The 19,324-nt window shown below is 69.6% G+C and carries 21 protein-coding genes; 8 read left to right on the forward strand and 13 right to left on the reverse strand.

Annotated features, from left to right (window positions below):
• Window positions 1-113: 113 nt before the first annotated feature.
• Window positions 114-1,586 (forward strand): DEAD/DEAH box helicase, encoded by a 1,473-nt coding sequence (locus ACWZJV_RS08570; RefSeq protein WP_457181150.1) that lies wholly within the window; start codon window positions 114-116, stop codon window positions 1,584-1,586.
• A 15-nt stretch (window positions 1,587-1,601) separates the two neighbouring features.
• On the opposite strand, the gene ACWZJV_RS08575 is transcribed toward ACWZJV_RS08570, so the two are convergent.
• Window positions 1,602-2,246, reverse strand: a complete 645-nt coding sequence (locus ACWZJV_RS08575; protein ID WP_196872922.1) for a L,D-transpeptidase — start codon at window positions 2,244-2,246, stop codon at window positions 1,602-1,604.
• Between the two features lie 194 nt (window positions 2,247-2,440).
• Here ACWZJV_RS08575 and ACWZJV_RS08580 point away from each other — a divergent pair, with 194 nt between their 5' ends.
• The gene (locus ACWZJV_RS08580; RefSeq protein WP_008364171.1) at window positions 2,441-3,205 is read left to right on the forward strand and encodes an SDR family NAD(P)-dependent oxidoreductase; all 765 of its coding nucleotides are present in this window, start codon (window positions 2,441-2,443) and stop codon (window positions 3,203-3,205) included.
• 17 nt (window positions 3,206-3,222) lie between these two features.
• Here ACWZJV_RS08580 and ACWZJV_RS08585 read toward each other — a convergent pair whose 3' ends face one another.
• From ACWZJV_RS08585 to ACWZJV_RS08630, 10 genes are all read right to left on the reverse strand, one after another.
• Window positions 3,223-3,822: a MarC family protein gene (locus ACWZJV_RS08585; RefSeq protein WP_008364170.1), complete on the reverse strand. Its 600-nt coding sequence runs from the start codon at window positions 3,820-3,822 to the stop codon at window positions 3,223-3,225.
• Window positions 3,819-4,694 carry a PHP domain-containing protein gene (locus tag ACWZJV_RS08590; RefSeq protein ID WP_457181154.1) on the reverse strand — a complete coding sequence of 292 codons (876 nt, stop codon included), beginning with the start codon at window positions 4,692-4,694 and terminating at the stop codon, window positions 3,819-3,821. The genes ACWZJV_RS08585 and ACWZJV_RS08590 overlap by 4 nt, the downstream gene beginning before the upstream one ends.
• A gap of 172 nt (window positions 4,695-4,866) precedes the next feature.
• Window positions 4,867-5,520, reverse strand: coding sequence for a DUF6758 family protein (locus ACWZJV_RS08595; RefSeq protein WP_008364167.1), 654 nt, complete (start codon window positions 5,518-5,520; stop codon window positions 4,867-4,869).
• Between the two features lie 88 nt (window positions 5,521-5,608).
• Window positions 5,609-6,163 carry a histidine phosphatase family protein gene (locus ACWZJV_RS08600; protein ID WP_196872919.1) on the reverse strand — a complete coding sequence of 185 codons (555 nt, stop codon included), beginning with the start codon at window positions 6,161-6,163 and terminating at the stop codon, window positions 5,609-5,611.
• Window positions 6,164-6,199: 36 nt separating this feature from the next.
• Window positions 6,200-6,991, reverse strand: coding sequence for an SDR family oxidoreductase (locus tag ACWZJV_RS08605; RefSeq protein ID WP_008364164.1), 792 nt, complete (start codon window positions 6,989-6,991; stop codon window positions 6,200-6,202).
• Window positions 6,992-7,001: 10 nt separating this feature from the next.
• Entirely contained in the window at window positions 7,002-8,036 is a 1,035-nt protein-coding gene (locus ACWZJV_RS08610) for a MaoC family dehydratase (RefSeq protein ID WP_457181155.1), read from the reverse strand.
• 57 nt (window positions 8,037-8,093) lie between these two features.
• The gene (locus ACWZJV_RS08615) at window positions 8,094-9,029 is read right to left on the reverse strand and encodes a glycosyltransferase family 2 protein (RefSeq protein ID WP_457181156.1); all 936 of its coding nucleotides are present in this window, start codon (window positions 9,027-9,029) and stop codon (window positions 8,094-8,096) included.
• Window positions 9,030-9,055: 26 nt separating this feature from the next.
• Entirely contained in the window at window positions 9,056-10,174 is a 1,119-nt protein-coding gene (locus ACWZJV_RS08620; RefSeq protein ID WP_457181157.1) for a hypothetical protein, read from the reverse strand.
• An 89-nt stretch (window positions 10,175-10,263) separates the two neighbouring features.
• The gene (locus ACWZJV_RS08625; RefSeq protein WP_008364156.1) at window positions 10,264-10,434 is read right to left on the reverse strand and encodes a DUF5302 domain-containing protein; all 171 of its coding nucleotides are present in this window, start codon (window positions 10,432-10,434) and stop codon (window positions 10,264-10,266) included.
• A gap of 176 nt (window positions 10,435-10,610) precedes the next feature.
• Window positions 10,611-11,705: an alkene reductase gene (locus tag ACWZJV_RS08630; protein ID WP_457181158.1), complete on the reverse strand. Its 1,095-nt coding sequence runs from the start codon at window positions 11,703-11,705 to the stop codon at window positions 10,611-10,613.
• Window positions 11,706-11,808: 103 nt separating this feature from the next.
• Between ACWZJV_RS08630 and ACWZJV_RS08635 the strand changes: the two genes are divergently transcribed.
• Window positions 11,809-12,186, forward strand: coding sequence for a MerR family transcriptional regulator (locus ACWZJV_RS08635; protein WP_008364153.1), 378 nt, complete (start codon window positions 11,809-11,811; stop codon window positions 12,184-12,186).
• Between the two features lie 88 nt (window positions 12,187-12,274).
• Here ACWZJV_RS08635 and ACWZJV_RS08640 read toward each other — a convergent pair whose 3' ends face one another.
• Both ACWZJV_RS08640 and ACWZJV_RS08645 read right to left on the reverse strand, forming a co-directional pair.
• Window positions 12,275-13,468, reverse strand: coding sequence for an acyl-CoA dehydrogenase family protein (locus ACWZJV_RS08640; RefSeq protein WP_008364151.1), 1,194 nt, complete (start codon window positions 13,466-13,468; stop codon window positions 12,275-12,277).
• 135 nt (window positions 13,469-13,603) lie between these two features.
• On the reverse strand, window positions 13,604-15,001 hold the full coding sequence (locus ACWZJV_RS08645) for an endonuclease/exonuclease/phosphatase family protein (protein ID WP_008364149.1): 1,398 nt from the start codon (window positions 14,999-15,001) through the stop codon (window positions 13,604-13,606).
• Between the two features lie 190 nt (window positions 15,002-15,191).
• Here ACWZJV_RS08645 and ACWZJV_RS08650 point away from each other — a divergent pair, with 190 nt between their 5' ends.
• From ACWZJV_RS08650 to ACWZJV_RS08670, 5 genes are all read left to right on the forward strand, one after another.
• Window positions 15,192-16,520: a magnesium transporter MgtE N-terminal domain-containing protein gene (locus ACWZJV_RS08650; protein WP_008364147.1), complete on the forward strand. Its 1,329-nt coding sequence runs from the start codon at window positions 15,192-15,194 to the stop codon at window positions 16,518-16,520.
• A complete protein-coding gene (locus ACWZJV_RS08655; RefSeq protein ID WP_008364145.1) occupies window positions 16,513-17,061 on the forward strand; it encodes a DUF1003 domain-containing protein in 549 nt (182 codons plus the stop codon). The genes ACWZJV_RS08650 and ACWZJV_RS08655 overlap by 8 nt, the downstream gene beginning before the upstream one ends.
• A gap of 11 nt (window positions 17,062-17,072) precedes the next feature.
• The gene (locus ACWZJV_RS08660; protein ID WP_008364138.1) at window positions 17,073-18,218 is read left to right on the forward strand and encodes an Mrp/NBP35 family ATP-binding protein; all 1,146 of its coding nucleotides are present in this window, start codon (window positions 17,073-17,075) and stop codon (window positions 18,216-18,218) included.
• A 17-nt stretch (window positions 18,219-18,235) separates the two neighbouring features.
• Window positions 18,236-18,565 carry a sec-independent translocase gene (locus tag ACWZJV_RS08665; RefSeq protein WP_008364136.1) on the forward strand — a complete coding sequence of 110 codons (330 nt, stop codon included), beginning with the start codon at window positions 18,236-18,238 and terminating at the stop codon, window positions 18,563-18,565.
• A 196-nt stretch (window positions 18,566-18,761) separates the two neighbouring features.
• Entirely contained in the window at window positions 18,762-19,253 is a 492-nt protein-coding gene (locus tag ACWZJV_RS08670; RefSeq protein WP_457181159.1) for an Rv3235 family protein, read from the forward strand.
• Window positions 19,254-19,324: the final 71 nt, after the last annotated feature.

Consider the following 19,324-nt stretch of genomic DNA (forward strand, 5'->3'; position numbering starts at 1 on the left):
TATCGCGGTGGTCTGGTTCCCGTATGTGCGCGGCGTGGCACTCGCTTGGCAAGCTCGAGACACCCGTGAGTCGCTCGCCGCATTCGATGAGACAAGCGAGTAGCGACGAAAACATGACAACGTTCAAGGACCTCGGGGTGCATCCCGAGATCTGCGCTCCACTCGAGCGCAAAGGCATCACCACCCCGTTCGCCATCCAGGAGATGACGCTCTCGGTCGCCCTTCAGGGCACCGACCTGATCGGCCAGGCCCGCACCGGCTCCGGCAAGACGCTGGCCTTCGGCATCCCGGTCGTGCAGCGCAGCGTGTCCCCCAAGGACCGCGACTACATCGACCTTCCGCAGGGCAAGCCGCAGGCGCTGATCGTGGCGCCGACGCGCGAGCTCGCCATGCAGGTCTCGGCCGAGATCTCGATGATCTCCGAGGACCGCGGCCTCCGCGTGCTGACCGTCTACGGCGGCGCCGGCTACGAGCCCCAGATCGAGGCGCTGGAGAAGGGCGTCGACATCGTCGTCGGCACCCCGGGCCGGCTGATCGACCTGGCCAACCGCAAGGTCCTCGACCTCTCCCACGTGCACGCGCTGGTCCTCGACGAGGCCGACGAGATGCTCGACCTCGGCTTCCTGCCCGACGTGGAGAAGCTGGTCACGCTCACCCCGGAGACCCGCCAGACCCTGCTGTTCTCGGCGACCATGCCGGGCGCGATCGTGGCCCTGGCCCGCTCCTACATGCGCCACCCGATGAACATCCGTGCCGAGTCCGCGGCCGAGCGCGAGACGGTGCCCGCCACCGCGCAGTTCGTCTACCAGGCCCACGACCTCGACAAGCCCGAGATGATCGGCCGCCTGCTGCAGTGCGAGGACCACGACAAGGTCGTCGTCTTCGCCCGCACCAAGCGGCAGGCCCAGCGCGTGGCCGACGATCTCGCCGAGCGCGGCTTCCCGGCCTCTCCCCTGCACGGCGACATGCAGCAGGCCGCCCGCGAGCGGGTGATGCAGAAGTTCCGTGACGGCAAGGTCGAGGTCCTGGTGGCCACCGACGTCGCCGCCCGCGGCATCGACGTCACCGGCGTCTCCCACGTGGTCAACTACACGACCCCCGACGACGAGAAGACCTACGTCCACCGCATCGGCCGCACCGGCCGTGCCGGTGCCTCCGGTGTCGCCGTGACGCTGGTCGACTGGGCCGACCTCCACAAGTGGAAGATGATCAACAAGGCTCTCGACCTCCCCTTCGACGACCCGCAGGAGACCTACTCCTCCTCGGAGCACTTCCTGCACGACATGGGCATCCCGAAGGGCACCAAGGGCCGGATCAAGAAGGCCGCGCCCGAGAAGCCGAAGGACAAGGACGCCGGCACGGACGGCGAGAAGCGCGAGCGCGCTCCCCGCAACCGCAACCGCCAGCGCACCCGGTCCCGTGGCGGCCAGGTCGTGGAGCAGTCCGCTGCTCCGGGCGCCGAGGCCACTGCCTCCGCCAAGCCCGCCGAGGGCGAGGCTGGCGCCGAGGGCTCCGCTCCCCGTCGCCGTCGTCGCCGCCGCTCGTCGGGCTCGAGCGGCAGCTCCGCGCCGAAGGCCGACGCCTGAGCCTCGGCTGAGCCCCTAGGGGATCACGACCACCTTGGTGCCGAGCCGCGCGAAGCGCCACATGGCCTTCGCGTCCGGCTCGGCCTGGCGGATGCACCCGTGCGACAGGGGTGTGCCGAGCTGCGCGCGGGTCTGCACGCGCTTGCCCTTGTCCACCGGGATGTTGTGGAACCCGATCGCGGCCCTGGGGCCTTTGGCGAAGCGTACGAACCACTGCATCGTGCCGGAGTCGTCGATCCCTCTCGCGTGCTTGGAGCGGGAGAAGACCTTGTAGGTGCCGGGCTCGAGGTTGTCGTAGACGCTGCCCGAGACCGGATAGGTACGCCGCACCTTGTCGGCGGCGGACACCATCCAGACCCGCTGACGGCTGATCGAGAAGACCGCGCGGCGACCCCGGCCGGAGTCGGCGGGAAGCACCTTCTCCCGGGCCGCGGTCCGAGCGTCGACGTAGCGGTTGATCCCCGCCTCACGCTGGGCCTCGTGCGGCCAGACCGGGGTGCGCGCCTCGTCGTCGACGCCCATCTTCATGCCGTTGTCGGCCACGGCGGTCCGGCCGTCGGCCTCGGGCTCGGCGACGATCTCGATCCCGCCGTACAGGCCGGCCGAGGTCAGCAAGGACGCGGCGAAGAGCATCTTGATGCGCCTGAGGGGCCGGGACATCATCCGATGTCGCCCACCGCTGCTCACGTCTCCATCACGCGCCCGAGTCCGCATGCCCAATCCACGTCGAACATCATCCAAACTCGTACGACCGCAAGTCAACTGTCACACGACAGACAGAAACCGGGATTCCTCGGTGGATCCGACGGCGCGACGCCCGTATCGCGCGCCCGCGGTGGTGGCAGGATTGCCCCATGTCGAACCCCACCGCCCTGATCACCGGCGCGACCGCCGGCATCGGACTCGCCTTCGCCCAGCAGCTCGCCGCACGGGGCCACCACCTCGTGCTCGTCGCCCGTGACGAGGAGCGTCTCAACGGCGTCGCCAAGGACCTCACCGAGGCCCACGGCGTCGACGTCGAGGTGCTCCGCGCCGACCTGACCGACAGCGCCGACCTGGCCAGGGTCGAGACCCGGCTGGCCGACCTCGACCATCCGGTCGACCTGCTCGTCAACAACGCCGGCCATGGCCTCAAGCACCGGTTCCTCGACAACACCGCCGACGAGGAGACCGCGATGGCCGAGGTGCTCGTCATCGCCCCGCTACGCCTGTCCCACGCGGCGCTCGGTGCCCAGGTGACCCGCGGCCACGGCGGCATCATCAACGTCGGCTCCGTCGCCTCCTACCTCCCCCGCGGCACCTACTCCGCCGCCAAGGCCTGGATCAACTCGTTCACCGAGTGGGCCCACAACGAGTACGCCGGCAAGGGCATCAAGGTGATGGCCCTGCTGCCCGGGTTCACCAAGACCGAGTTCCACGAGCGCCTCGGCTCCGGCTACGACTCCGCCCCGGCCTGGATGTGGCTCGACGTCGACGACCTGGTCCGCGAGGCCCTCGACGACTACGAGGACGACAAGACCTTCTCGATCCCGAGCAAGCGCTACAAGGCCCTGGCCACCGTCGCGCGAGCGGTTCCCTCCGGCGTACTCCAGAAGTTCCAGTCGCTCGGCCGGAAGTAGCCCGGGACGGAAACGGCTCAGGCGTTCGCGATGAACGTCGTGACCGCGTCGGCGACCATCTGGACGGCGATCGCGGAGAGGAGCAGACCGGCGATCCTGGTGATGAGCAGGACGCCGGACTCCTTGAGGACCTTCAGGATCGGGATGGAGAAGATCATCGCGATCAGCAGGGCGATGTGGACGACGACGAGTCCGAGGCCGAGCCCGAAGGCGCTCCCGACGGAGTCGACCTCCTGGGTGAAGACCATGGTGGCGACGATGGCGCCGGGGCCGGCCAGGAGCGGGGTGCCGAGCGGCACCATCGCCACGTTGGCTCCGGCGGCGGCGACGGGGTCGTCGAAGTTGTCGGTGAGCAGTTCGAGGGCGACCAGCAGGAGGAGCAGGCCGCCGGCGCACTGCAGCGCCTCGAGGGAGATGTGCAGGAAGTGCAGGATCGCCTGACCGAAGAGCGCGAAGATCGTGATCACCAGGAACGAGACCGCGACCGCGAGGAGCGCCGCGCGGCGCTGCTTGCCCGGTGACTGTCCCGCGGTCAGCGACAGGAAGATCGGGATCGTCCCGACCGGGTCCATGATCACGAAGAGCGTCACGAACGTGGAGACGAAGATCTCGGTCACCGTACGACCTCAGGGGTGGTGCGTCCGGAGGCCGCCGAGGCTGCGGCGGCCCGCTCCAGGAGCCGCTCGTACTCGGCCGGTGCAGTGGTGTTCACTCCCAGATGGTGACCCACCTTCCCGGTGCCGTGGTAATCGCTGGATCCGGTCACCACGAGGTCGAGGTTGCGGGCGATCACGCGCAGCTTCTCGCGGGTCTCCGGGGTGTGATCCTGGTGGTCGACCTCCAGCCCGGACAGGCCCGCGTCGACCAGTGCGGACAGGGCCGCCTCGTCGGGCTGCTCGCGTCCCGACCGGCCCCACGGGTGGGCGATCACGGTGACTCCGCCGGCGGCGGCGACGGTGCGGATCATCGGCTCGAGCGGGGCCGCGTAGCGATTGACGTACGCAGGTTTGCCGGCCCCGAGATAACGGTTGAACGCCTCGTCACGACTGAGCACGTACCCCTTGGCGACGAGCGCGTCGGCGAGGTGCGGGCGCCCCGAGGCGGCGGCATCGCCGGAGACCGCCGCGACGTCCTCGAGGGACACCTCGATGCCGAGGCGGGCCAGCCGGTCCAGCATCAGCGGCAGCCGTCCGTCGCGGCCGGCGAGCACGCGAGCGAGCTCCTCGACCAGCGGCGGAAAGGTCCGGTCGGGCAGGTAGGCCAGCAGGTGGACACCGTGCCCGGCGTGGTTGGCGCTGATCTCCATGCCACGTACGAGCTCGATCCCGGCCTCGGCGGCCGCAGCGGCCGCCTCGTCCCAGCTGGCGGCCGTGTCGTGGTCGGTGATCGCGACGACATCGAGGCCCGCGGCCTTCGCCGCCTGGATCAGCTCGGTGGGCGAATCGGTCCCGTCACTCACCCGCGAGTGAGTATGGAGGTCGATGCGCACCTGCACATCCTAGAGGTTTCGCGAGCAGAGGCGGCCGTCGCGAGCGGCGCGAGACGCGTACTCTCGCAAGGCGCCGTCTCGACGGCGGTCTGGTTGCACCGTCGAGAGGCGGCAACGCCGCGAGAGTGCGCGTATCGCGGCGCGCAGCAGGTCGCCTCTGCTCGCGGAGCCTCTACGGGGAGTTCGACCAAGATCCACCGGGGCCACCGAAGGGCAGCTCGACCATCTGGACGCCGAGGTCGCCGACCTGGCGCAGGTGCCAGCCGTCCTGGAGCGTCAGCATCGCGGTGGCCGGCCGGAAGACCAGCCACAGCCAGCGTCCGGCGGCCTCGCCGACCATCACGGACCGCTCCCACTCCTCGGCGCCGTTGGTCCACTGGGTGATCGGCCACAGCGGCACCAGCTGCCCGCCGACGCGGACCCGCGTCGTGGGTGGCCCGGTGCAGGCGTCGATGCCGGGATCCGGTCCCTCGGTGCGCGCACACCGTGCGCCCAGCCCGACACCGGCCTCCTCGGTGACCACGGTCATCTCCACCTGGCCGTCGTCGGGCGTCACACCGGTCACGGTGACCAGGGTCGCCGCTCCCTTGCCCTCGTCGCCGACCACGGCCAGGTCCGCGATCGACCAGCCGGACTCGATCGGCCAGGGCACGTAGGTGGGTACGTCGCCGGCCAACGAGAGAACCTGCACCAGGTCCTCGTAGGAGGCCACGTCCGTATGCCACAGCGGCGTCACCACGCCGTGCTCCGGGCAGGACCGGGTGCCGCCGGCGCCGATGCTCGCCACCGGCGTCGCGCAGCGTGGACAGCCAACCGCAAGTGCCACCCCCCAACGGTGACCCGTGGCATCCGTCTGGTCAAGCGTCAGGGTCGAGCGTCGATCGCTCGTCTTCCCGCGGACCCGTTCGGTCCGGCTAGGTGTTCCACTGCTTGACGACGGGCTGGCCGTGGTGCGCGTCCAGCATCGAGACGGTCGCGGTGTCGAGCCGGAAGAGCCGTCCCTCGGTGACCGGGAGCTCCAGCCACACCGCCGCGAGCGCGCACAGCGCGTGCCCGTGGGAGAAGACCAGGGTGTCGCCGTCGCGCTCGCGGGCAGCCTTCACGACCCGGCCGAGCCGCTCCTGGACGGAGGCCGCCGCCTCTCCCCCGGGCGTCGACCCGGTCCACAGGCTCCAGCCGGGGTCGGTCCGGTGGATCTCGTCGGTGGTGATGCCCTCGTAGTCGCCGTAGTCCCACTCGACCAGGTCCTCGGTGACCTCGGCGTCGGGAAAGCCCGCCAGCTCAGCCGTACGCAGCGCCCGCTGTCGCGGGGAGGTCAGGACCGCGGCGTACTTCTGGTCCTGGAGGCGGGACGCGAGCAACTTCGCCGCCTCCTCCCCCTCGGGCAGGAGGGGAAGGTCGGTGCGGGACGTGTGCCGGCCGTTGAGGGACCACTCGGTGGTGCCGTGCCTGACGAGGTAGAGCGCCATGCCCCCATCCAACCAGCCATCCGCCCAGGCGACGCGCTACGCCCGAGTGATGAGCCGGTTGACCTCGCGGACGAACACGTTGGGGGCGAGGTCGGCAGCGGTGGAGAGCGCCCTGGCCGGGAGGCCGACGGTGGTGTGCACCTTGGGCAGCCGGAGCAGTCCCTTGCGCGGCTGGGCCATCTCCCAGACCTGGTCGGCGACGTCCTCGACGGTGAGCCGGATGCCGAGGGTCTGGTGGGAGGAGGCGACGTTGCCCTCGAGCAGCGCGGTCCGCACCCACAGCGGCCAGACCGCCTGCACCCGGATGCCCTCCTTGCGCCACTCCAGCTCCAGCGCCTCGGTGAGCCCCCGCACGGCGTACTTGGAGGCGCTGTAGGAGGCGATCTCCGGCTGGCCGTAGATCGCGCTCGCGCTGCACACGTTGATGACGCCGGAGCCCGGGGTGGCCCGGAGGTAGGGGTAGGCCGTGTGGCACCCGTTGATCACACCGTTGACGTTGATCTCTATGGTCTGGTGGTGCTGGGCCAGGTCGACGTCGGCCAGGCGACCGGCGCGCAGGATGCCGGCGTTGTTGACCAGCAGGTCGAGGCGACCACCGGCCGCGGTGGCGAACTCCTCGAGCGCCGCCTTCCAGGAGGCCGGGTCGGTGACGTCGAGCGTGCCACCGATGGCGTTGTCGGAGCCGAGGATCGCGGCGACGTCACGCGCCAGGTCGGCGTCGATGTCGTAGACGCCGACGAACCAGCCCTCGGTCGCGAACTTCTCGACGATCGCCTTGCCGATCCCCTGGGCGGAGCCGGAGACGAAGAGTGCTTTCTTACCTGCCATGACGTGCTCCTTACACAGGGATGAGCGCCCAGTAGTCCAGGTCGAGCAGCACCCCGGGGGCGTACTTGCCGTCCTCGCCGCGCAGGGTCATCGACTCGTCGCGCCCCTTGGTGGCGACCAGCCGAAGCCGTAGCGCGCCGACGCCCGGGGCGTCGGTCTCGACCTTGTCGAGCACCTCGGACCAGGCGTAGACGGTGTCGCCCGCGAAGGCCGGGGAGGTGTGCGCGCCGGCGTTGATCGCGGCGATGAGCTGGGCGTTGGCGAGGCCGTTGAACGACAGCGCCCGGGCCAGCGAGATGATGTGGCCGCCGTAGACGAGGTTGCGGCCGTCGGGCCGCGCCTCGACGTTGAAGTGCACCTTCGCGGTGTTCTGCCACAGCCGGGTGGCCTGCTGGTGCTCGGAGGCGGTCAGGGTCACCCCGTCGACGTGGTCGATCTTCTCGCCGACCTCGTAGTCGCCGAGCCGGTGCGGCTCACCGGCGGCGGTGAAGTCGTAGGCGGAGAAGTCGAGACCCTTCGGCACGATCAGGTTCTTCGCGTCGACGACAGCGGCCAGCTCCGGGATCACGGTCTCGGGGGCCGCGGCCTCCTGGTCGCGCTTGTGGACCATCACCCAGCGCGCCCAGTCGATGGCGACCTCGCCACGCTGGTTGGTGGCGGTGGAGCGTACGTAGACGACGCCGGACCTGCCGTTGGAGTTCTGCTTGAGGCCGATGACCTCCGACCGGGTCGAGAGCGTGTCGCCCGGCACCACCGGCTGGTGGAAGCGGCACTCGGCGTAGCCGAGGTTGGCGACCGCGTTCAGCGACACGTCCGGGACGGTCTTGCCGAAGGCGATGTGGAAGCCGATCAGCTCCTCCACCGGGTGCACGCCCAGACCCACCGAGGCCGCGAAGGCCGCGCTCGAGGGCACCGCGAAGCGGGTCGGGTAGAGCGACCCGTACGCAGCCCGGTCTCCCTCGGTCACCGTGCGCGGCGTCGCGTGCTCGATGACCTGGCCGACCTGGAAGTCCTCGAAGAAGTTGCCGGGGTTCGTCTTGCTCATCTGCGGCCTCTCGTCGGTGAGTCTGGCGAAGCGTTGATTACCGGAGGGTAACCTAGCTCAGACCATCCCGTGGAGGCGTTCCGGGATGCGTAGCAACGGCTGGTTGCGGAGGTTGTCGATGTGGCCCGCGCCGACGGCACGGTGCAGCCCCTTCTGCTTCTCCTCGCGCACGAGCCTGGCCGGCAGCACCGAGGTCGGGTCGAACTCCTCGACATCGGCAGAGACCGAGGCGGTCACCCTGGTCAGCAGGTCGGCGAGATCGTCGCCGGAGCGTCCCCACGAGCTGCCCTTGCCGCGGCCCACCGCCTTGGCGAGCTCGTTGCGACGGTCGGCCTGCCGCCGGAGCAGATCCACGTCGGCGAACTTCATGTGGAGCATGAACAGGCCGGGATCGGGCACGAACGGCGCCCTGATCCCGTGGGAGGCGGAGCTCCAGGCGGCCGGCACCCGCTTGACCGACGGCTTGCACATCAACGGCGCGAACTGGGCGTACGCCCGCTGGCCGAGGATCGGTTTGCCGTTGACCAGCGGCCCCTCGACCGCGGTGTGGTGGACGACGTTGAGGGCGAAGGGAGCGATCACCCGCTCGGGCCGCCTGGCGAGGTAGTCCGACAGGTCGGCGTACCTCGCCGGGTCGGGGACGAGGAACTCGTCGACGTCGGTGAAGATGACCACGTCGTAGACGCCGAGGAGACCTTGGGCCACCCCGCTGGCCAGGCTCATCCGGCCGATCTCGAAGTTGCCCTTCCGGAAGCCGGGCAGGTGCTGGACCGTGCACGGCAGGTCGTCGGTGGAACCGTCGGTCGAGCCGTCGTCGAAGACGATCAGGTTCTCGTGACCCGCCGCTCGGCCGTAGTGGTCGACCCAGCGGGCGAGCATCTCACCCTCGTCGCGGGCGATCGTGAGCACCGCGATCCGCGGCGTCGCGACGATGGTGTCGCCCGCCTCCTCGGCGAGTCTGCGCCGACGGCGCAGGCTCCAGCTGCTTGACAAAGAATTCCCCCGATTGTGTTGAGGTCCTACGTGCGGACCAGCTCCTCTCGCCGGACGGACCACTCGACGAGGTCGGCCAGGGCGGAGACGGCGCGCGCCGGAGCCTTGCGGCCCTCCCCCGGGTCGATGGCCTCACCAGGAATGGTCGGGTCGGCGAGCTTCTTGTCGAGATCCGTACGCAGTGCCGTGTACGAAGCCACGGCGGCGTCTCGGACCTGCGTGTCGGTGACCTTGCGCGGGTCGATGCCGCGTACGTCCACGGGGGCCAGGTCGTCGAGATCCCCGTGGATGGTGGCGTCCAGGCCGCGCAGCTCCGCGTCCTGGTCGCGGGTGAACGCCTGCGTCCAGCGCGGGGCCGGAAGCCCGATGCGCGGGTCATCGACCGTGAGCGCCGGCATCAGGCGCTTGCCGAGGACGTGCTTGCGCAGCCCCATCGCCGCCGGGTAGGCCAGCCCTCGCCGGTCCAGCTCGGCGTTGAGGCCCCGCAGCACCTCGACGGTCGCGGCGCCGAGGGAGGTGTTCTTCGGCGGCGGGGTCGTCATCCCCTCGGGATCGAAGCCCATCGCCGCCCCGAAACGCTTCAGCAGCAGGGTCGCCGGGCTGCCCGGAGGCGGCACCGTGACCAGGTGGAGCGGGCCGGCCTGGCCCCAGCGCCGGGCGATGGCGACCATGTCCTGCTCGGACCAGAACCGCTTGCCGGGCTTGGAGCGGCGGCGCTCGGGAGAGCCGGGCCGGCTCTTGTTGACCGCGGTGAGGAACTCCGCCCAGGTCCAGTCCATGCCGTTCTGGATGAGCTCCTGCCACATCGACGGGATCTGCCGGTTGATGTCGCGCAAGGAGAGGACGACCTCAGGCGTCACGCCCTTGAAGCTCGTCGCCACCCGCTCGACCGTCTCCGGACCGACCGGCGCAAGGAGCTCGACGGAGATCAGCGCCGTGCCGTCCCACTCGTCGACCTCGGCGACCAGCCGGTCCCAGGCACCGGTGACCGGGTCGCCCTGCGGATGCGTCCGGCGGCCCTTCACGTCGAGAACGGCCTCGATCTGGTGGCGCCAGCGCGCTCCGGGGACCAGAAAACCGCGCTCCTCGAGAAGTGCCTTGTTCTTGTACAGGGCACCCTGCAGATACGTCGTCCCAGACTTCATCGCCCCGACATGGAGCACTACCCGGCGCGCCAACTTCTCGTTACCTCTCGACCAGCCCGACCTGACACCCCCGAGGGGGCATCGTAGCGTCAGGAGCCGCCGCCACCCGCCTTGCGGCGGTGCATCTTCGGCGCACCGCCGACGACCTCGGACCCGTGCGCCTTCTCCTTGGCCCCGGCGCTCTCGGCGTGTGCGTGGTCCTGGTTGTTCTTCTTCTCCAGCGCCTCGCGCATCTTGGCCTTGAGATCGTCGTTGGTCATCGCTTCCCCTCCATCGGCATTGCCGAGTCGTTGCTCGGGTAAAGACCAACCTACGACAACGACCCCGACGAATCCTCAGTTTTCCGGACGAGACCGTAGTTGTGGGCGACGAAGATCTACTTTCGTCGCCCACGACTACGGATTCGGCGTCCGTTCGTGCGGACTCGATCGAGGCGTCAGGCGACCTGGTGATGGGCAGGGAGGTCCAGGAAGCCGGCGTCGCCGCCGGTGTAGTAGGTCGCCGGGTCGGCCTCGGCGAGGGGAAGCCGGCGACGAAGACGCTCGACGAGGTCCGGGTTGGCGAGGTACGCCCGGCCGAAGCTCACCAGGTCGGCGCCCAGGCCCAGCCAGTGGTCCGCGGAGGCCAGATCCGTCGGCCTGTCCCCGAACGCCGCCTCACCGCGGGTCAGCCAGGAGCTCGGGTTGACGATCATGGTCCCGTCCCACCGCTTGCGCAGGTCGAGCAGGGTCGCCTCGTCGGTGGTGGCCTCGATGTGGACGTACGCCAGCCCGAGCCGGTTGAGCTCGGTGAGCAGAGCCGCATAGAGCTCGGCATGATCGGGTTCGGCGACGTCCCAGAGCCCGGCGCCGGGCGAGAGCCGGATGCCGGTGCGGTCGCTGCCGACGGCGTCCACCGTCGCCTCGACCGCCTCGACGGCGAACCGGATCCGGTTGGCCACCGAGCCGCCGTAGCGGTCGGTGCGCAGGTTGGCGTTGGTCGAGAGGAACTGGCTGATCAGGTAGCCGTTGGCCCCGTGCAGCTCGACCCCGTCGAACCCGGCGCCCACGGCACGGCGGGCGGCTTCGGCGTACGACCCGGCCTGCTCCGCGACCTCTGCGGTCTCCAGGGCACGCGGCACCGGCGCGGGCTGCGGCCCGGTCGGGGTGAAGACGTCGGCCGCCGCGGCGACAGCGGACGGGCCCACCGGCTGGAGGCCGGAGATCGACTCGTGCGAGATCCGGCCGCCGTGCATGAGCTGGGCGAAGATCCGGCCGCCGTTGATGTGGACCGCGTCGGTGACCTGCCGCCAGGAGGCGGCCTCGACCTCGGTACGCAGTCCCGCGGTGTTGGGGTTGGAGGTGCCGACACGGTTGGGGGCGATGCCGTCGGAGATGAGCAGGCCCGCGGTCGCCCGCTGCGCGAAGTACGTCGCCATCGACGGCGTCGCCAAGCCGTCGGCGGTGCCTCGGGCGCGGGTCATCGGCGCCATCACGATCCGGTTCGGCAGCGTCAGCGGGCCCAGGTGGTGGCGGTCGAAGAGGCTGGTCACAGGTGAGCTCCTTGGGAGTGGCAGTGGTTCGCCACGTACGCTAGAACCTGACACTGACGTCAGAGGCAAGTCTTGTGCCGGAGATCACCACAGGAGGAGTTCGATGCGGATCGGCGAGCTCGCGAGGCGGGCAGGCGTGAGCGTCCGCTCGCTGCGCTACTACGAGGAGCAGGGGCTGCTCGAGTCCGAGCGCAGCAGCAGCGGCCAGCGGCACTACCCCGAGGCGGCCGTCGACCGGGTGATCCTCCTCCAGCGGCTCTACGCGGGCGGGCTCTCGAGCCGTACGATCGGCGAGGTCCTCCCCTGCGTCGACCGGCCGAGCGCCGACACCTCGGAGTCGGCCTTCGAGATGATGGTCGGCGAGCGCGACCGGCTCAGCGCGCACATCGAGGACCTGCGCCGGACCCGCGACATGCTCGACGAGCTGATCGCCACGAACCGCCGTCACAGGGCGACCCTCGAGGCCGGAACCGCCGGCTGACCGCGCGCCCCGAGACAGCAGAAGTGGGCGACGAAACCACAGTTTCGTCGCCCACTTCTACAGATTCGCCGGAAGGGTCGGCGGAGGGTCAGGACTTGTAGTCCTTCAGGAGGCTGCGGCCGATGATCATCTTCTGGATGTCGCTGGTGCCCTCACCGATGAGCATGAACTTGACCTCGCGCATGAGCCGCTCGATCTCGTACTCCTTGGAGTAGCCGTAGCCACCGTGGATGCGGAAGGAGTCCTCGACGACCTCGTTGGCGTACTCGGAGGCGACCATCTTGGCCATGCCGGCCTCGACGTCCATCCGCTTGCCAGTGTCCTTCAGACGGGCGGCGCGGACCATCATGTTGTGGGAGACCTCGACCTTGGTGCCCATCTCCGCGAGGCGGAACAGGATGGCCTGGTGCTCGGCGATCTTCTTGCCGAAGGTCTGGCGCTGCTGGGAGTAGGCGATGCCGAGCTCGAAGCCACGGATCGCCAGGCCGCAGGCGCGGGCGGCGACGTTGACGCGGCCGACCTCGACGCCGTCCATCATCTGGAAGAAGCCCTTGCCGGGCACGCCACCGAGGATCTGGTCGGCCGAGATCTTGTGACCCTCGAAGATCATCTCGGTCGTGTCGATGCCCTTGTAGCCCATCTTGTCGATCTTGCCGGGCACCGTGACGCCCTGGGCGGTCTCGCCGAAGCCCGGGGTCTTCTCCACCAGGAAGGTGGTCATGTTCTTGTAGACGCTCTCGGCGCCCTCGTCGGTCTTGGTCAGCACCGCGACCAGGGTGGAGGAGCCACCGTTGGTCAGCCACATCTTCTGGCCGGTGATCTCGTAGGACCCGTCGGCCTGCTTGGTCGCCTTGGTGGACACCGCGGACACGTCGGAGCCGAGACCCGGCTCGGACATCGAGAACGCACCGCGCACCTCACCGGTGGCCATCTTCGGCAGGTACTTCTGCTTCTGCTCCTCGGTGCCGTGCTGCATCAGCATGTAGGCCACGATGAAGTGGGTGTTGATGACACCCGAGACCGACATCCAGCCGCGCGCGATCTCCTCGACGCACAGCGCGTACGTCAGCAGCGACTCACCCAGGCCGCCGTACTCCTCCGGGATCATCAGACCGAAGATGCCCAGCTCCTTGAGCCCCTCCACGATCTCAGTCGGATACTCATCGGCGTGCTCCAGCTCCTGGGCCACCGGGATGACCTTCTCGTCCACGAACTGACGGACGGTCTTCAGGATCTCTTCCTGAATGTCGGTGAGACCCTCGGTCTCGGCAAGGCGACCCATGCTCTACTCCTAATCTGGGTGGTCGGGGCCACAACGTTTCGACCCGTCGAGACCACGCTGACGTCACTGCGGCAGGTTACCAACCGGTAACCATCAGTGACAGGTGACACCCGCCACACCGCGATCCTACGACGCTCAGACCCGCCGTCCGACTGCCGAGAAGAACGGCCGGAAGAGCTTGTCGTACGACGCCTTGCTGACGCTCACGTAGCCCGATCGCTTCCCGGTCCCGGCCAGGGCGGACATCTGGGTGCTGGAGCTGAAGGCGAACGCCGGGGTCGCACCCGTCCTGCTGATCAGCAGCACGGTCGCACGGAGATCGGCGCGGTCGTAGCCGCGCGCACGCGGGACGGCCCAGCTGCCCTTGTCCACGTCCTTGCCGAGGACGCGCTGCAGCGAGCGCATCTCGTCGGTCGTGGTCCGCTCCGCGGTGACGACCTGGACCCGCACCCCGCGGGACTTGGCCCGCTTCAGCGCCCGGACCACCCTGTCGTTGGTCAGGGACCGGGTGGCCAGGTGGACGACCTGCCCCCGCCTGGCGCTGTTGACCGACTTCAGCACCGTACGCAGCACGCTCTGCTCCTCGGCGACGCTCAGTCCCGGATCGGTGACCACGACACCCGGCCCGAACCCGACCCGGGAGGAGCCCTCGGTCGAGGTGACCGGCAGCGGAGAGAAGTCGACCCGGAGCGCGTTGTGGTCCGACTCGAGACCGAAGGCGCGCTGGTTGCCGGTGGCGAACCGTGCGATCCCGCGGGCCAGCACGTAGTCGATGGTCGACGACCGGCGGTAGGTGGCGGGTGCCTGCTGGGTGACGTCGTAGGTCGGGACCAGGTGCTGCTCGGCGAAGATGTCGCGCGGGTAGCGCGAGCCGTCGTACTGCACGTTCAGATCGCCGCCGACCACCACCGGACCCCGTCGGGCGAGGGCCTTGACGAGCACGTTCAGCGCACGGGCAGAAGGACGGACCAGGTCGCCGTAGTGCTTGGACTTCGGCGCGAAGTGCACGGCGACCACCGACACGTTGCGGCCGGTCGCGCGGTTCTCGAGGGTGACCCAGTTGGCGTACCTGATCCCCCAGTGCAGCCGCTGGTCGGCAGCCTTGCCGCGCTTGTTGCTGATCTGGTGGATGCCCTTCGACGCGGCGGCCCACTTGTCGTTGTCCCAGGCGACCGCCGTCGCCGACCTGTAGGGGTCGCCGCCCTTGCGCCACACCCGGTAGCGCCCCGGCTCGAGATCCGCGCTCCGGCGGCCGTTCACCTCGTTGTAGGTGATGAAGTCGGGATCGGTGCCGACGACCTCGCGTACGTCCCGCTTGAACCTCCCCGTGCCCATGCTGGCCTTGATGTTGGCCTGCACCATCCGGTAGCGCGGCGGCGTGTAGGCGACGGTCTCGAGGTCTGCCGGGGCCGACGTGGTCGCGTCGCGCACGGCGACGAGCGCGCCGCCGAAGAGGGCGACGACGAGACCCGCGGAGAGCAGGGCGCGGGCCGCTCGACCCCCGCGAGACGTTGCCTGAAGTTGTGTACGCATCCGTCCGGGCCCTTCTCCCTGCGGTGGCGACCGGTCACACTGGTCACATCGGAAACTTTTGTAACACAGGCCTCAGCCAGATCGACGACCCCGCTCCGGCGCGGGTTCGGATAGATCATCGAATTCATGTTCGGGGCCAGGGCGTGAGCGTCGAGGCGACCGGCTGGGGCGGATGTCATAACGTGGGGCCGTGAGTACCTCGCCCAACCGCGTGTACGCGGCACGCCTGGTCGGCCTGCCGATCTTCGACCCGCTCGGTGAGCAGGTCGGCAAGGTGCGAGATCTCGTGGTCACGGTCAGATCCGACGCCCGGCAGCCGCGTGTCCTGGGCCTGGTCGTCGAGGTGTTCGGACGCCGGCGCATCTTCGTGCCGATGACCCGGGTGACCAGCATCGACGCCGGTCAGATCTACACCACGGGGCTGCTCAACATGCGCCGCTTCCAGCAGCGCTCCACCGAGACCCTGGTCATCGGCCAGATGTTCGACCGTCAGGTCACGATCCGGCCCACCGGCGTGTCCGGGACCGTATACGACGTCGGCATGGAGCAGGCCCGCAACCGCGACTGGCTGCTCTCCCGGGTCGCCGTGCAGGAGCCGTCCAAGGGGCTGCGCCGCCGCGGGCAGACCCACGTGGTCGAGTGGGACCACGTGGAGGGCCTGGCCCGCCGCTCCCCCACCCAGGCCGCGACCCACCTGGTCCAGGCGATCCACGAGATGCGCCCGGCCGACGCGGCGACGATGATCCACGAGCTCCCTCCGGAGCGTCAGCGCCAGGTCATCGCCGCCCTCGACGACGAGCGCCTCGCCGAGGTCCTCGAGGAGCTTCCCGAGGACGACCAGGTCGCGATCGTGCGGGCCCTGGACTCCGAGCGTGCCGCCGACGTCCTCGAGGAGATGTCGCCCGACGACGCCGCCGACCTCATCGCCGAGCTGCCCGAGGAGACCGCGACCCTGCTGCTCGAGCTGATGCAGCCCGAGGACGCCAAGGACGTCCTCCGGCTGATGTCCTACGAGGAGGACACCGCCGGGTCGATGATGACCCCCGAGCCGGTCATCGTCGGCCCCGACGCGACCATCGCCGACGCCCTCGCTCTCGTACGCAACCCCGACCTCACCCCGGCGCAGGCGGCCCTGGTCTACGTGTGCCGTCCTCCGCTGGAGACGCCGACCGGCAAGTTCCTCGGCATCGCCCACATCCAGCGGCTGCTGCGCGAGCCACCCTCGACGCTGGTCGCGGGCGCTCTCGACGAGTCCCTGGAGCCGCTGCGCCCCGAGGACAGCACCGAGCAGGTCGCGGCCCACCTGGCGACGTACAACCTGGTGGCGGCCCCGGTCGTGGACGAGAACGGTCATCTGGCCGGCGCGGTGACCGTCGACGACCTGCTCGACCACTTGCTCCCGGAGAACTGGCGCGAGAAGCTCGCCCGTCACGAGTCGGCCACCGAGCCTCGTCCGGACACCCGTCCCGACACCCGTCCGAACAAGGTGATCACGCCCGAGATGGTGCGCCGTGGCTGACGCACGCGCCGCTCGCGGCCGCCTCGACACGCCCCGCGAGCTGCGCCGGCCCCTGGTGCGGCGGCCCACCTTCCGCGCCGACGCCTTCGGCTCCTTCGCCGAGGCCTTCGCCCGCTACATGGGCACGGCCCGGTTCATCGCCTGGATGACGATGGTCGTGGTGATCTGGGTCGCCTGGAACATCCTCGCTCCCCGCGAGTGGCGCTTCGACGAGTTCCCCTTCATCTTCCTGACGCTGGCGCTGAGCCTGCAGGCCTCCTACGCCGCGCCCCTGATCCTGCTCGCGCAGAACCGCCAGGAGGACCGCGACCGGGCGATCGCCGAGCAGGACCGCCGCATCGCCTCCCAGTCCAAGGCCGACATGGAGTTCCTCGCCCGGGAGACCGCGTCGCTGCGGATGGCCCTCGGCGAGGTCGCCACCCGCGACTACCTCCGCTCCGAGCTCCGGCTGCTCCTGGAGGAGCTCGACGAGCGCGACCGTCAGCGTGATCAGATCGACCAGCCCTCGGGCGATGCGGGAGAGTCCCCACGCACGACGTAGGCTTGCATACCGTGAGTAGCCCGCTTCTCGACCGTGTCAACGCAGCTCTGGCGACCGTTCAGGACCCGGAGATCAAACGTCCCATCACCGAGCTGGGGATGGTCGACTCCGTATCGATCGACGACGCAGGTCTCGTCAGCGTCAAGGTGCTGCTGACCGTCGCCGGCTGCCCGCTCAAGGACACCATCAACCGCGACACGACCGCGGCGCTCGAGAAGGTCGACGGCGTCACCGGCGTCGACCTCGAGCTGGGCGTGATGACCAACGAGCAGCGCACCGAGATGCGCAACGGGCTCACCGGCGGCCAGGCGCAGCGGGAGATCCCCTTCGCCCAGCCGGGCTCGCTGACCAAGGTCTTCGCGATCGCGTCGGGCAAGGGCGGTGTCGGCAAGTCGTCGGTCACGGTCAACCTGGCCGTCGCGCTCGCCCAGCAGGGCCTCAAGGTCGGCATCGTCGACGCCGACATCTACGGCCACTCGGTGCCCGCGATGCTGGGCGTCGCCGACTCCCGGCCGACGCAGGTCGACGACCTGATCATGCCGGTCCCGACCGCCTCCGGTGTCTCGGTGATCTCCATCGGGATGCTCAAGCCGCGCCGCGACCAGGTCGTCGCCTGGCGCGGACCGATGCTCGACCGGGCCCTGGTCCAGATGCTCTCCGACGTCTACTGGGGCGACCTCGACGCGCTGCTGCTCGACCTGCCCCCGGGCACCGGCGACGTGGCGATCTCCCTCGGCCAGCACCTGCCCAACGCCGAGATCGTCGTGGTCACCACCCCGCAGGAGGCCGCCGCCGAGGTGGCCGAGCGGGCCGGCACGATGGCCGAGATGATGCACCAGCGCGTCGTCGGCGTCGTGGAGAACATGTCCTGGCTCGTCCTGCCCGACGGCTCCAAGATGGAGGTCTTCGGCTCCGGGGGCGGCCAGCGGGTCGCCGACACCCTCTCGCAGCGCTTCGGCTCGAAGGTGCCACTGCTCGGCCAGGTGCCGCTGGAGCAGACGCTGCGCGAGGCGGGCGACGCGGGCAAGCCGATCGTCGAGTCCGACCCGACGGCGGAGTCCGCCAAGGTCCTGGCCGAGGTGGCGCGTACGATCTCGGGCCGCGGACGCGGGCTCGCGGGCATGCAGCTGGGCCTCACTCCCACCTCCAAGCTCTGACCCTGTAGGTTCGGCGCGTGTTCGGCATCGGCTTCGCGGAGCTCGCCGTCATCGTCGTGATCGCGATCCTGGTCTTCGGGCCGGACAAGATCCCCGACATGGCACGGCAGATCGCCCGCCTCCTCCACCAGGTGCGCAACCTGGCCAACAACGCGCGCGACGACCTGCGCGGAGAGCTCGGGCCCGCCTATCAGGACCTGGAGCTGCGCGACCTCGACCCACGTCGCATCGTCAGCAGGCAGATCCAGGAGGCCCTCGCCGACATCGAGGAGGAAGAGGCCCGCGCCAAGGCGCCCAAGCCCCTCCTGGCCGGCGAGAAGCCGCCCTACGACGACCAGGCGACGTAGGTCTCCCCAGAGCCAGTCACTTCTGTCTCCTTTCGTCACAGCAGACCCATTCTGTTACCCGTCGGTTTAGAACCGAAGGATTCGGGTAAGAGGAGGTTGACTGCGAAGAAAGGAGTTTGCTCCTATGAGCGCTCTACCGTCTCGGGAACCCGATCCCGGAGAGGAGCCGAGACCGTCTCGGCCTCCGCATGAAGCAGTGCCTCTTGCCGACGTCCAAGGAACGCTGGGCTTCGAGCTCCAGCCACGCCTGGACCCACCCCGCCCACGCGGCGACGAGCCCGCGGACGACATCGAGGACGGCGACCTCCCGCCCCCTATCCCGATCGTCCCGGCCAACGGCCATCTGCGCGGCTGGGTTCCGCAGTTCGCCCAGAAGGCCGCCGAGGTCGTCGGTGGTGACCGTCCCGCGAGCCAGCTGGTCCGCTGGACGACCAAGGAGGTCTACGCCGAGCTGAGGTACCGCGCCAGCCTCACGGCGCGCTCAGGGGCGTACGAGCCCGGCACCGGCCGCAACCAGCCGGTCCGCCCCCGCGTCCACCGCTGCCACGTCTACGAGGTCTCCGACGACATCGTCGAGGCGACCGTCACGATCCGCTTCGGCGCCGGTCTGCGAGCGCTCGCGGTCCGTTTCGAGCGCACCGGCGAGAGCTGGATCTGCACGGTGCTCAACTTCGGGGGCTACGACTAGTTCCGAACCGGGCCGGAAACGCGTGGAGCGCTGTACGTACCTGGTACGTACAGCGCTCCACGGGAACTCGA

The organism is Nocardioides sp. WG-D5 (assembly GCF_054031175.1).

Bases quoted from the DNA above. Each gene is read 5' to 3' on its own strand.
- ACWZJV_RS08570 (WP_457181150.1), top strand. From the start codon at position 114: ATGACAACGTTCAAGGACCTCGGGGTGCATCCCGAGATCTGCGCTCCA.
- ACWZJV_RS08575 (WP_196872922.1), bottom strand. From the start codon at position 2,246: ATGTCCCGGCCCCTCAGGCGCATCAAGATGCTCTTCGCCGCGTCCTTG.
- ACWZJV_RS08580 (WP_008364171.1), top strand. From the start codon at position 2,441: ATGTCGAACCCCACCGCCCTGATCACCGGCGCGACCGCCGGCATCGGA.
- ACWZJV_RS08600 (WP_196872919.1), bottom strand. From the start codon at position 6,163: ATGGCGCTCTACCTCGTCAGGCACGGCACCACCGAGTGGTCCCTCAAC.
- ACWZJV_RS08605 (WP_008364164.1), bottom strand. From the start codon at position 6,991: ATGGCAGGTAAGAAAGCACTCTTCGTCTCCGGCTCCGCCCAGGGGATC.
- ACWZJV_RS08610 (WP_457181155.1), bottom strand. From the start codon at position 8,036: ATGAGCAAGACGAACCCCGGCAACTTCTTCGAGGACTTCCAGGTCGGC.
- ACWZJV_RS08620 (WP_457181157.1), bottom strand. From the start codon at position 10,174: ATGAAGTCTGGGACGACGTATCTGCAGGGTGCCCTGTACAAGAACAAG.
- ACWZJV_RS08625 (WP_008364156.1), bottom strand. From the start codon at position 10,434: ATGACCAACGACGATCTCAAGGCCAAGATGCGCGAGGCGCTGGAGAAG.
- ACWZJV_RS08635 (WP_008364153.1), top strand. From the start codon at position 11,809: ATGCGGATCGGCGAGCTCGCGAGGCGGGCAGGCGTGAGCGTCCGCTCG.
- ACWZJV_RS08640 (WP_008364151.1), bottom strand. From the start codon at position 13,468: ATGGGTCGCCTTGCCGAGACCGAGGGTCTCACCGACATTCAGGAAGAG.
- ACWZJV_RS08645 (WP_008364149.1), bottom strand. From the start codon at position 15,001: ATGCGTACACAACTTCAGGCAACGTCTCGCGGGGGTCGAGCGGCCCGC.